Genomic DNA, 13,946 nt, shown 5'->3' on the forward strand with positions numbered 1-13,946 from the left:
TGCAACTATTTTTCCTCAACAATCGCTTCTTTAGCCACAGACTCCACCACTTCAGGAAGTGCAGGTGCATTTGACAAATCAGCCAAAGGTTCAAGATTACGGTAACGCGCCATACCAGTACCAGCTGGAATGATTTTACCGATGATAACATTTTCCTTGAGACCAAGCAATGGATCTTTCTTACCACGAATGGCAGCATCCGTAAGAACACGTGTTGTTTCTTGGAATGATGCCGCTGACAAGAATGAGTTGGTTTCAAGCGAGGCTTTGGTAATCCCCATAAGAACAGGACGAGAAGTTGCTGGCGTACCACCGTCAAAGAGAATTTGTTGGTTCGCATCCTCAAAATCAGCAATATCCATGAGTGTACCAGGGAGCAAGTCAGTATCGCCTGCATCCATGACACGCACTTTGCGCAACATTTGACGTACCATAACCTCAATGTGCTTATCGCCGATTTCAACCCCTTGACTACGGTAAACTTTTTGCACTTCAGCAAGTAAATACGTCTCAACAGAAAGTGTATCGCGCACTTGGAGCAAGTGTTTCGGTTGAATAGACCCTTCCGTCAATGGTGTCCCACGATGAATAAAATCGCCCACTTCAACGTGCATCCGTGCTGTAAACGGCACTTCATAGGTTCGAGTATCTGTTTCACCCTTGACAGTAACTTCTTTCTTACGTGTCGCTGCCTCTTCAGTAATCTCAACGACTTCGCCTGTTACCTCAGTGATAACAGCCTCTCCTTTCGGATTACGTGCCTCAAAGATTTCTTGGATACGCGGCAGACCTTGTGTGATGTCCTCAGATGATGCCACACCACCCGTGTGGAATGTCCGCATGGTCAGCTGTGTACCAGGTTCTCCGATAGATTGCGCAGCAATCGTCCCAACTGCCTCCCCAACTTCAACCGCATCACCAGTCGCCAAGTTGACACCGTAACAATGTTTACAAACACCATGACGTGTCTTACAAGTAAAGACAGAGCGAATCGTCACTTCTGTGATACCCGCAGCCACGATTTGCGCTGCGATTTCTTCAGTAATCAGCGTATCTTCACCGACAATAACCTCGTTAGTTTCGGGATGAATCACTGATTTACGCGTATAACGCCCATTCAAACGTTCAGAAAGTGGCTCAACCATTTCCTTACCAGTCGCAATATCACTAATCATAAGACCACGGTCACTACCACAGTCATCCTCACGGATAATCACATCTTGCGCCACATCAACCAAACGACGTGTCAAATAACCAGAATCGGCTGTTTTCAGCGCCGTATCCGTCATCCCTTTACGCGCACCATGCGTTGAGAAGAACATTTCCAAAACGGACAAGCCCTCACGGAAGTTGGAAATAATCGGCAATTCCATGATTTTACCATTTGGCGCAGCCATCAGACCACGCATCCCCGCAAGTTGCGAGAAGTTGGAAATATTACCACGAGCCCCCGAGTCCATCATCATGATGATCGGATTTGACATATCTTGCGCATCAATCAAGCGTTGTTCAAGTTCTTCTTTAGCACCACGCCAAACATTTGTAATGGAAGTATAACGTTCGTCATCTGTAATCAAACCACGACGGAATTGTTTAGTAATTTCAGCAACCTTATCATGCGCCTCTTCAATGATGACATGCTTATCTTCAACAACAGGAATATCAGCGATACCCACTGTCAGACCAGCTTTTGTCGAATGATGATAGCCTAAATCTTTCAGACGGTCAAGCATTTCAGAAGTCAAAGTCGTGCGGAAACGTTTAAAGACTTCGGCAATGATATTTCCCAAATGTTTTTTCTTGAATGGATCAATCAGCTCAAGATTTTCAATAAAGGCTTTGACATCTTCGCCCAATGGCAAGAAGAAACGATCTGCCGTTTGTGTCGTCAAGTTTTCTTGTGTTGGTTCATTTAGATAAGGAAACTCCTCAGGCATAATCGCATTGAAAAGAATCTTCCCAACAGTTGTTGCCATGATTTTATCTTTTTGATTGTCAGTCCAAGGTTTGTTGAGTGATTTCGTCGCAATGCCAACACGTGTGTGCAGATGAACATAGCCATTGCGCCAAGCAATTTCAGCCTCATCAGCATTAGCAAAGACCATGCCTTCACCCTCACGACCAGCCTCTTCCATGGTAATGTAGTAATTCCCCAAGACCATATCTTGAGATGGTGTCACGACTGGCTTACCATCTTTCGGGTTGAGGATATGCTCCGCAGCCAACATGAGAATGCGCGCCTCAGCTTGTGCCTCCTCAGAAAGTGGCAAGTGAATCGCCATTTGGTCACCATCAAAATCGGCATTGTAAGCCTCACACACAAGTGGGTGAAGTCGAATGGCACGCCCGTCAATCAAAACTGGCTCAAAGGCTTGGATACCAAGCCTATGGAGAGTAGGTGCGCGGTTGAGAAGCACTGGGTGTTCCTTAATCACATCTTCCAAAACGTCCCAAACATCTGGATCTTGACGTTCAACCTTACGTTTTGCCGCCCGAATATTCGGTGCCATATCGCGCGCAACAACCTCGTGCATCACAAACGGTTTAAACAGCTCAATCGCCATTTCACGTGGCACGCCACATTGATACATCTTCAAAGTCGGACCAACAACGATAACCGAACGACCAGAATAGTCAACACGTTTACCGAGCAAGTTTTGACGAAAACGTCCTTGTTTTCCTTTGAGCATGTGGCTGAGCGATTTGAGCGGTCGATTACCAGGTCCTGTAATCGGACGACCACGGCGACCATTGTCTACCAAAGCATCAACAGCTTCTTGGAGCATCCGTTTTTCATTTTGGACAATGATATTTGGCGCATTTAACTCCATTAGACGTTTGAGACGGTTGTTACGGTTAATCACACGACGATAGAGGTCGTTTAAGTCAGAAGTCGCAAAACGTCCGCCGTCCAGTTGCACCATTGGGCGCAAATCTGGTGGAATGACTGGCAAAACATTTAAAACCATCCATTCCAATTTATTACCCGATTTATTGAACGCATCTAAAACATCCAAACGTCGAATGGCTTTGACACGTTTTTGACCACTTGCCGTTTGCAATTCTTCTTTGAGTGCTGAAATTTCTGTTGGCAAATCAACATTTTTCAGCAAGTCCTGAATCGCCTCAGCACCCATTTTAGCAACGAATGATCCGAAACCATTTTTAAGCATTTGTTCACGATATTCGCGTTCAGTCAACAATTGTTTCTTTTCAAGCGTTGTTTGTTTGGGGTCAATGACCACATAACTTGCAAAATAGATGATTTCTTCAAGCGAACGTGGACTCATATCAAGCGCCAAGCCCATACGTGACGGAATACCTTTGAAATACCAAATGTGTGATGTTGGTGCAGCAAGTTCAATATGCCCCATGCGTTCACGGCGAACCTTGGCACGTGTGACTTGGACACCACAAATTTCACAGACTTGATTTTTATAGAAAACGCCTTTTAGCTTACCACAGCTACATTCCCAGTCTTTTGAGGGACCGAAAATTCGCTCATCAAAAAGCCCTTCGCGTTCTGGTTTTTGTGTACGATAGTTGATTGTTTCTGGTTTTTTGACTTCACCAAAAGACCAAAAACGGATTTTTTGAGGAGACGCAATCCCAATTTGCATACTCTCAAATTTATTTACATCGACCATTTTTTCTCCTGTTTTGAGAAGATAATATCACTTTTAGATAAAATCTTTTGTTTTCGGTTTCTGTTTTTCTGAAATAGACTAGACAGCAGTCAATCAGATTTATTCAGTTTTTCAGCTACTGATTGTTCAATTGCAGCATCTTCTATGGCAACAGCTGCTGCCACTTCTGCTTCTTTCTTCTCTAGCATTTCAACTGTTACTTCAACTTCTTTTTCATTGCGCGGATCAGTATCGTCGTCAAGTTCACGAAGTTCCAAGACATTTTCATCTACATCCAAGACTTTCATATCAAGTCCGAGTGACTGCAATTCTTTGACTAAAACGCGGAATGATTCTGGTAAACCTGGTGCAGGAATTTTTTCTCCCTTGACAATCGCCTCATACGCTTTTGTTCGACCAACGACATCATCAGATTTATAGGTCAGAATTTCTTGCAAAATATTGGCTGCGCCATACGCCTCAAGCGCCCATACTTCCATTTCCCCGAAACGTTGCCCACCAAACTGCGCTTTACCGCCGAGTGGTTGTTGGGTCACGAGTGAGTAAGGACCGACAGAACGCGCATGGAGCTTGTCGTCAACCATGTGGTGAAGTTTGATCATGTACATGACACCGACTGACACGCGGTTATCAAAGGCCTCGCCAGTCCGTCCGTCATAAAGCACGGTCTTAGCATCATCTGCCATGCCCGCCTCTTTGACCGTTGCCCAGATGTCCTCATCACGCGCCCCATCAAAAACAGGCGTTGCGATATGCAAATCAAGCGTGCGAGCTGCCATACCAAGATGGAGTTCCATAACTTGCCCGATATTCATCCGTGATGGTACACCGAGCGGGTTAAGCATGATGTCAACAGGCGTGCCGTCTGGCAGATAGGGCATATCCTCAACTGGTAAAATGCGGGAAACAACCCCTTTATTACCATGACGACCCGCCATTTTATCGCCAACATGAATCTTACGTTTTTGGACAATGAAAACACGCACAAGGGTATTGACACCTGTTTGGAGTTCATCGCCATTTTCACGACGGAAAATCTTGACATCATGGACGATACCATCAGCACCGTGTGGCACACGAAGTGACGTATCGCGAACTTCCCGCGCTTTTTCACCGAAAATGGCACGGAGCAAACGTTCTTCAGGTGTCGGATCAGTTTCGCCTTTCGGTGTCACTTTACCAACAAGAATATCGCCCTCTTTGACCTCAGCACCAATGCGAATAATCCCAAATTCATCCAAATGACGCATGGCATCTTCACCAACGTTTGGAATTTCACGTGTAATTTCTTCTGGCCCAAGCTTTGTTTCGCGCGTTTCAGATTCATATTCTTCGATTGCAATGGAAGTATAAACGTCATCTTTGACAAGACGTTCACTCATGATAACGGCATCCTCGAAGTTATAACCTTCCCAAGTCATATAGGCAACGAGTGGATTTTGACCAAGCGCCATTTCTCCGCCCTCCATAGAAGGGCCATTACCAATGATTTCGCCTTTATCAACCTTATCGCCAACATTGACAAGTGGGCGTTGGTTGTAAGACGTTCCCGAGTTTGAACGACGATATTTGGTCACTGTATATTTGTCCAACTCGCCAGTTGTGCGACGAATGCGAATCTCCGCACCGTCAACGTACTCAACTGTTCCGTCATATTTAGAAAGAATCGCAGCTCCCGAATCATGTGCAGCCTGATGTTCCATACCAGTCCCAACATACGGCGCATGCGGATCAATCAATGGGACAGCTTGCCGTTGCATGTTCGCACCCATAAGGGCACGGTTGGAGTCATCATTTTCTAGGAAAGGAATACAAGCCGTCGCAACTGCTACTACCTGTTTTGGCGAAACGTCCATAAAGTCAGCTTTTTCAGCCTCAACTTCGATATTATTACCACGCGTCCGCGCCATGACAGTAGCCACGGCAAATTGATTGTCTTTTGCCAATGGCGAATTAGCTTGCGCCACGATATAGTTATCTTCTTCATCAGCTGTCAGATAATGAATCTCGTCTGTCACAACACCAGTTGCATGGTCAATACGACGATATGGCGACATGACAAAGCCATACTCATTGATACGACCAAATGATGACAAGTTGTTAATCAAACCAATGTTTGGTCCTTCGGGTGTTTCAATCGGACACATACGCCCATAATGCGTATAATGCACGTCACGAACTTCATAGCCCGCACGGTCACGTGTCAAACCACCAGGTCCTAAGGCCGACAAACGACGTTTGTGAGACAACTCTGACAAGGGATTATGCTGATCCATGAACTGTGACAACTGCGAACTACCAAAAAATTCCTTGATAGCAGCCGTCACTGGTCGGATATTAATCAAACTTTGCGGTGTCATATTTTGGTCATCAGCTGAACTCATCCGCTCACGAATGACACGCTCCATACGACTAAGACCGATACGAACTTGGTTTTGCAACAACTCACCAACTGAGCGAATCCGACGATTTCCCAAGTGGTCAATATCGTCCACACGTCCAATATTGTCATTCAGACCAAGCCAATAATTGACATTAGCGATAATATCAGCAGGTGTCAAATTGCGTACTTCTGCTGGAATTTGACCATTTGAAATCACGTTGACAACTTTTTCTGGATCTTTTGGCGAGATAACTTTGACGACTTGAATATCAACTGGTTCAGTTAAAACAGCGTCATCTGACGGATAAAGTGTGACAGTGTTCAGACCATTATCAAGTTCTGTCTCAATCGAATCAAGCACCTCACGTGACAAGACTGTGTTAGCATCCACTAAAATCTCACCCGTTTCACCACTCACAAGCGGTTCTGCCAAAGTTAAACCTAACAAACGATTTTTAAGCGCCAACTTTTTGTTGACTTTATAACGCCCAACTGGCGCAAAATCATAGCGACGTGGGTCAAAGAAACGCGCTGTTAAAAGGCTACGAGAGCTGTCAGCAGTTTTTGGCTCGCCCGGACGCAGACGATCATAGATGTCTTTGAGCGCCTCTTCGGTACGTGTATCGCTAGCATTTTTGTGAATATCTTTTTCAATGGTTGCACGCAAAAGGTCACTATCGCCGAGAATTTCAAAAATATCATCATCCGAACCAAAACCAAGCGCACGAAAAATCGTCGTAAACGGCAATTTACGTGTGCGGTCAATCCGAACATAGCCGATACCCTTGGCATCCGTGTCAAGCTCAAACCAAGCCCCACGGTTAGGAATGGTCGTATGACCATAAGATTCGAGACCATTTTTATCCACTTTTGGATGGAAATAAGTCCCTGGCGAACGTACCAATTGGGAAACGATAATTCGTTCAGCACCATTGATGATGAAAGTTCCCATTTCAGTCATGAGCGGGAAATCACCAAAGAAAACTTCTTGATTTTTCAGCTCACCAGTTTCATTATCAACAAGACGAAAAGTCACGGTTAAGGGTGCCGAGTAGTTGGCATCATGCGCACGCGCTTCCTCAATCGTGTATTTAGGGTCTTTCATTTCATAACCGACAAATTCTAGGAATTTCGTTCCCGCAAAGTTGTCGATTGGCAACATTTCTTTGAAGACATCAGCCAAAGCCTTGTCCAAGAAATTTTGATAAGAATCGGTTTGAATTTCGATCAAATTCGGCAAATCAAGTACTTCTTTGATTCGCGAAAAACTGCGTCTTGTACGGTGTTTACCGTATGCTACGTCATGTCCTGCCAAGATCTTCTCCTCATAAAAATTAAGTGAATTTGCGATAGGTTTCAAAATAACCATATCTAGGGTTTATTTTGAAAATTTGGGTTTGTCGGTTACTGTTTCTCTCTGCTTCCAGTTGGTCATCAATTTGACCAACAAACAGTTTTTGGAATTTTCAGAAACATTTTTTTTGCGTTACATTTCATGAATTTCATTCGTGCAAGACAGCAAAAAAAGCAACGAAAATACGGATTCTCGTTGCTCACAAAAGCCGTGGGGACAATATTTCCCACGATTTTTGCCGACAAACTGTTTAATTTATTATAGCATATTTTTAATTGCTTTTCAAGGTGCGACAAAAATCGCAAAAAACGAACAATAAAAATCATTCGTTTTTATAACTTATTCTACCAAATCTTAACGCGTTTATCTTCATCACGCCACATGCCGTCGCCTTTTTTAATCTCGAAAGTTTCAAAAAATTCGTCCAGATTGGTCGGATGAACGTTGGCACGGAGCTTACCTGGTGCATGAACATCAGCACTCAGTAGCATTTGTTGGTAATCTTGACTAGCTTTCATCCGCCAAATCGTTCCCCATTGGGTAAAGAACTCTGTCAAATCAGCGGTTGGTTCACGTAGAGCAGCGGTCATGGCAGCTGTCAAACCGCCTGCATCGGCAATATTTTCAGATACAACCAATTTACCATTGACCTTGCCACCAGCGACTTCTAAACCGTCAAATTCCGCAATCATCAACGCTTGCTTTTCTTCAAAGGCTTTAAAGTCCTCGTCTGTCCACCAATTATTCATATTGCCAAATTCATCGAAAAGTGCACCGTTATTGTCAAAAGCGTGAGAAATTTCATGGGCAATCACCGCACCAATGCCACCGTAATTCTGACTAGGCGTTTGCTCAGTCGCCGAGTAAAATGGCTTTTGAAGAATCGCCGCTGGAAAGACAATCGTATTGCTATCAGGACTAAAGTAAGCATTAACCATATGCGCAGGCATGTGCCACTCTGTCTTATCAACAGGTTCAGCAAACTTTGCGTAATGACGTTTAGTACGCGCACGACTAAACCTCACAACATCTTCATAAATACTAGCATTGCCAACCACAAACGACTTGTAAAGCTCAGGCAATTTGTCGGGAAAACCAATAAAAACTGTCATCGTATCAAGTTTTTTAATCGCTTTATCAATCGTTGCACGACTCAGCCAAGTATTGCTGTCAAGGCGCTCTTGATAAACTTTAATCATCTGACTTGTCATGTGTTTAACGTCAGCTTTAGCTGCTTCGCCAAAATATTTATGTCCATAATAAAGACCGACTGCTTGTGAAAATTGACCAGTTGCCAAGTCAAAAGCATGTTTTTCTTGCGAACGAGCTGCAGCTGTTCCTGAAATCGCACGAGAAAATTCGCCACCAAGAATCCGCATCTCATCTGACAAATAGCTTGTCGCACCGCGCGCAACATTTACCAATAACCAAGATTTAATCAAGTCAAAATTCTCATGATTGACGATTTTATCAAAGTTGGCATAAAAACGTTTTTCGTAAACGACAACTTTTTCAGGCAATTTTCCAAGCAAATCAGTTATCAATTTATTAAAATTAACAGTTTGGCTAGCCGCAATAAAATCAGCAATCGCTACTGGATTGTATAAATCAGCGTATTTAGCCCATTCTTCTGAGGTATTAACATATTGCGCCAAAATTGCATCAAACTTAATTGCATTATCAGCTGTTGTTGTCGAAAAATCATTGGTATAACCAAAACGTTCAAGAATTTCAGTCGTATTTTTCTTGTAAATCGCAAGTAAGTCAGCCTTTCGCGGATGTTCATCGGCATAGAAAGTCGTGTCAGGCAAAATAAGTTTCGCACCAGAAAAAATCAGCGCATAATGCACGGCATCTTTCATGTCTGTATCAACAGATAAACTAAAAGGTAAGACAGCTTGACTATTGAAGATGAAATCAGCTAACTTGCTTTCAAAATCAGCAAAATCACGTAAATTTTCGACTTTTTCAAGCTCTGGTTTGACAGGTGCAACTCCAAACTCAAAACGCTCAATAAAATCGCCAGCTTTTTTATAAAACTTGCCAAATTCAGCCATGACAGGATCGTCAAATGTTGTGACAGTGGCAAAATCTGCCATTAACGTTTTCTCATTGTGAATGACAAGCTCATCAAAAGCTGCAATTCTTGGCCGATCTGACGGAATTTCCGTCTTTTCAAGCCAATCAGCATTGATTGCCTCAAACAAATCATCTTTTACACTTACCATATTGTTCTCTTTTCTATTTTTGATATATCTTAATTGTAACAGATTTTTGGCTAAAAAACGTCAAGTTGTTAATCAACAACACTTTTAGTTTCATTTTTTAACATTTTAAATGTTTTCAACCTCAAATTAACCAAAACCATTCTCAAGAAGTTCGATAACAGCAAGCATTTGCGCATCCGTAACTACTTTTTCAGCACCATTGACAAGTACATCAAAAACATTGTCATAAATCCGACCGTAATCGCCCACTATGGCCGGCATAAACTTCTCAATACGATCGCCACTTTGATTAAAATAAGTCAGCTTACCAAAATCTTGCGGCACATCTTCGCCAAAACCACGCGCACTTGGCATAATACCGCTCTTGAGATCATTTTCCTGTTGATCCATATTATACTTGATATAACTGCCGTTCGTTCCTTGAATCAGCCATTTTGGATAGCTAACAAGCGCCATTTCTGTCGCTTGAATGGTCGCTTTCATGTTATCAGCGTAGAAAAGTCCGACTTCAAAGTGGTCATCAACATGGCTTTGGGGATTTCGAGTTGCACGAATATCATAGCTAACTTTTTCAGGTTTACCAAATAAAGCAATCATCTGATCAACTAAATGGACACCATGTCCATAAAAAGCACCGTTGATTTTACTTGCCTGATAAATCGTTTCATCAGGACGAAAATGGTCCATATGCACCTCAAGATCAATGATTCGCCCCAAATAGCCCGTTTTCAGAATATGTTCAACCGTCAGAAAATCGCTATCAAAACGACGATTTTGAAACGGCATGAAAAAGCAATTTTTCATCTTGGCAATATCAATCAACTCTTCCATCTCAGACAATTTTTCAACAGCGGGCTTATCAACCATCACATTTTTACCAGCCAGCAACAACTGTTTAACCAAGGCAAAATGCGTATTTGCAGGTGTCACAACGACAACAAGGTCAATCGTCTCATCATCAATAATATCTGCAACGTCAGTCGTGAAAATCGTGCCAGTTGCCTCAAGTTCAGCTTGTGCAATAAGATTTTTCCCCAAAGTTCGAGCGTAAATCCGCCCAATTCTCATATTGTCACGGCTTTTCACATAAGGAATATGATAACGATTCGTTGATTTGCCAAATCCGATATAAGCAATATTTAATTTCTTCATGACTTCTATTATACGCTACCACTTCTAAAAATACACTTTTGAGGTCTTACTAATGCTTAAATCGCAAACAAAATGATTTTCCCTATGAAAGACTTAGCGACCGCCACGACCTCCCATACCGCCACCAAGACCACCGCCTTTCATGCCACCTTGGCTAGCAGCACTTTCTTCCGTAATAGCTGTTTTTGTACCATTTGCCGAAACTTGCGTAATCGTTGCACCACTTTGGCTATAATTGCCGTCAAAGTCAATCGGTGACCAATCACGGGCGCTAGAGGGATCGTTTATCGTAATCGTACCACCTGTTATCGTCAAATCGCCATTTGAATCAATCCCGTCACCACTGCCAGAAAGTCCCGCAGCAACCGTTATCGTACCGTCCGAAATCTCAATACTACCAGTGCTTGAACCAAAACGGTCTTGCGTTGTTGCCGCGGTATCATTGCCACCTGCGCCATTGATACCATCATCTTGTGCCTTAATCGCAATCGTGCCGCCCTTGATTTGAACATCACTCGCCTCAAGCCCTTCATAAGAATTCTCAATCGTGATTTTGCCGTCATTGACCGTCAACGTCCCATCTGCGTGCATGCCGTCATCTTCGACCTCAAGTATGATGTCGCCATTATTGATAACAATATCGGTCGCCGAATGAAAACCATCGCTCGTTGCCTTGATGTCAAAAGTGCCTGCGTTGACTGTAATCACACCTTGATCAGCTTCTTCAATATTAGTCGTTTTAATCGCATTACTTTCAGCATTTAAAGTAAATGTTCCACCATCAAAAGTCACACTGTCTTTTCCTTTAATCGCCTCATTTTTCGCTGTCAAATCGTAAGTACCGCTCTTGAATTTCAAGTCATTTTTAGATTGAATGGCGTTATTATTAGCAGATGTCACGACCAATGTACCACTTCCTGTGAATTTCAAATCGTCTTTTGAATAGATAGTTGCTGTCTTTTCAGAATCATTACCTGTTCCTGAAATCGTATTTAGCGTTTTTTCAGCTGTCTCAATCGTGACTTCTTTACCATTTAGAATGGCAATCGGTGCTGTTGTACTATTGCCAATTTCAGCATTATTAAGCACGATTACTACCTCATCAGTATCTGTTGCAAGATTGACCGTAATCTGCCCATTTTCCGTCTTACCTGTTATCTCATAAGTGCCAGGTTGCGTAATTGTCAGGTTGGGATCTTTTGACAAATCAACATTTGTCGCATTTTCAAGCGAAGTTGGCTCGACTTTTTCAGCGCTTGGACTTGATGATTTGACAACAGATGTTGTTGCTGTTTTGCTCGCCGTCTCTTTGTCTTTGTTGAAAATGGCAACAGTACCAAAAACAAGAGCTAATAAAACAACAACAAGTCCAATACTTAGTATTTTCTTATTTTTCATTTATAATTCACCTTTCTTAAAGGTCGTTAAGACCAAGTTTGCTACTTTGAATGACAATCGGTAGATTCCCATTTATCTCCCGCAATTTATCAAGAAAAGCCTTTTGTTGTGTGGTATCCTTTTCGATAATAACAAAAGTCGCCTCTAATAAGCTACCAAGATTCGTTGTCTTGACTGTTTCTAATTTGTAACTATTCGTAAATTCTCCCATAATTTGATTAAATTCGGAATTATAATCAGTATATTCCGGCAATGTAATCTTGACTTGTTTTTCTGCCGTTACTGATTCGCCAAATTTTGCATGCGTGTAAGCAATCATTGCCAAACTAACAATCATCACAAAAATGAAAGCATAAGTGACATAGCCCATGCCAATGGCAAGTCCTGTCGCCATTGAAAAGAAAACAGTAGTGATTTCACGCGCGTTACCTGGCGCTGAACGAAAACGCACCAAGCTGAATGCGCCAGCCACGGTAATCCCCGCGCCAAGATTACCATTGACAACCATAATAATGGCTGAAACAAGCACTGGTAAAAGTGCCACGGTAAAAATGAGATGTTTACTATAAACGTTGCGATACATATGAACTTTGGCGATAACCAGACCCGCAATAAGACTAGCGAAAATCGTGAGCAAAAGAACAGGCAAACTGACAGAAAGCGTGTTGGTTGAACTAGATAGAATACTTGAAAGCATAGTTTTTTTCCTTTTCTTGATAATAAATCGGTGCAATAATTTCTTTATAGATGTTGCCGTATTTGGTAAATTTACCTTGATAAATGTCGAGTTCAGATAAAAGTCGTGAAATTTCTAATGGAAAACACTCAGAAATCTTAATTTCCATGAGAATTGTGTTAGCATCTGTCAACAATTCTTGTGTAATCGAATCCGCTTGTGTCAGGTCAAACTCCGTCAAACTATATCGGATATTTTGATCAAAAGTTATCCGAAAATCAGGGTCATTTTTACCAAACATGGCAAGCCTATCATAACTAATCAAAACTTTTGGTTGCAATGGTTCTTGTTTTTGATAATAGTCGATTTCATTTAAAATCTGACTTTTTTTGTCAATCTGTCGCCCTTTTAAAAATGCTTGCGCTTGTCCATAAATCAACTTTTCGCGCCGTTTATAGGTAATACCAGCAACTTTTTTCTTGAGTTCAATGAAAACTTGACTATCATTAGTTGGCTGACCATAGCTCCGCAGCCGCAATTTCTCCTTGAATTTCGGTTTTGAAACTGAATGCCTGATCACATCAAAATCAGATGTATCATAATAAATCGTGTGAATCGTATGTAAGCCATAGTCATCAAAAGACATATAAGGCTGCAAACGCTCAACCAAGCAGTCAAATTTATCACGCGTGAGCAAATATTTCTTCTCCTTACGCTCAAAAATTTGACCACTTTTGACTTTTACTTTTGCCATGTTTTGCCTCCATTTCTACTTTGTTAAACATATTTTACAAAATTAAACTTTCAGAAACCTTAAATGGAACTGATTTGAAGCTTAAAATAAAAAAACATCAATTTAATGTGTTTTTTTATAGGGCTCTATAATAAATCGTGTGGGAAAAATTCCCAGACGATTTTTTTGCAAAAAAAATCCTTCCTTCTATAATGTGAGTTACTAAGCAACACAAAAGAAAGGAAAGACATGTTTAATTATATCCTAAGTAAGTATCATTTACAAGAAAAAGACTGGTTATATTCAGATACTTCCCCTATTCAAGTTGATCGTCACTTTGAACTTAACGTTAAGCTAACTCAACCAGCGACTAAG

At 41.9% G+C, this 13,946-nt stretch carries 7 protein-coding genes; all 7 read right to left on the minus strand.

What is annotated here, in order from left to right; all coding sequences use genetic code 11:
* Window positions 1-5 precede the first annotated feature (5 nt).
* Window positions 6-3,647 carry a DNA-directed RNA polymerase subunit beta' gene (rpoC, locus tag Hs30E_RS04005; RefSeq protein ID WP_172208171.1) on the minus strand — a complete coding sequence of 1,214 codons (3,642 nt, stop codon included), beginning with the start codon at window positions 3,645-3,647 and terminating at the stop codon, window positions 6-8.
* Between the two features lie 89 nt (window positions 3,648-3,736).
* Window positions 3,737-7,345: a DNA-directed RNA polymerase subunit beta gene (gene rpoB, locus Hs30E_RS04010; protein WP_172208173.1), complete on the minus strand. Its 3,609-nt coding sequence runs from the start codon at window positions 7,343-7,345 to the stop codon at window positions 3,737-3,739.
* A gap of 383 nt (window positions 7,346-7,728) precedes the next feature.
* Window positions 7,729-9,612 carry an endopeptidase PepO gene (gene pepO / locus Hs30E_RS04015; protein ID WP_172208175.1) on the minus strand — a complete coding sequence of 628 codons (1,884 nt, stop codon included), beginning with the start codon at window positions 9,610-9,612 and terminating at the stop codon, window positions 7,729-7,731.
* A 126-nt stretch (window positions 9,613-9,738) separates the two neighbouring features.
* Window positions 9,739-10,764: a Gfo/Idh/MocA family oxidoreductase gene (locus tag Hs30E_RS04020; protein WP_172208177.1), complete on the minus strand. Its 1,026-nt coding sequence runs from the start codon at window positions 10,762-10,764 to the stop codon at window positions 9,739-9,741.
* A gap of 93 nt (window positions 10,765-10,857) precedes the next feature.
* A complete protein-coding gene (locus Hs30E_RS04025; RefSeq protein ID WP_172208179.1) occupies window positions 10,858-12,162 on the minus strand; it encodes a carbohydrate-binding domain-containing protein in 1,305 nt (434 codons plus the stop codon).
* A gap of 16 nt (window positions 12,163-12,178) precedes the next feature.
* On the minus strand, window positions 12,179-12,859 hold the full coding sequence (locus tag Hs30E_RS04030) for a DUF4956 domain-containing protein (protein WP_172208181.1): 681 nt from the start codon (window positions 12,857-12,859) through the stop codon (window positions 12,179-12,181).
* Window positions 12,837-13,592, minus strand: a complete 756-nt coding sequence (locus tag Hs30E_RS04035) for a polyphosphate polymerase domain-containing protein (RefSeq protein WP_172208183.1) — start codon at window positions 13,590-13,592, stop codon at window positions 12,837-12,839. The genes Hs30E_RS04030 and Hs30E_RS04035 overlap by 23 nt, the downstream gene beginning before the upstream one ends.
* Window positions 13,593-13,946: the final 354 nt, after the last annotated feature.

Origin of the sequence: Pseudolactococcus hodotermopsidis (assembly GCF_011170085.1) — a bacterium.
Classification (GTDB): Bacteria; Bacillota; Bacilli; order Lactobacillales; family Streptococcaceae; genus Pseudolactococcus; species Pseudolactococcus hodotermopsidis.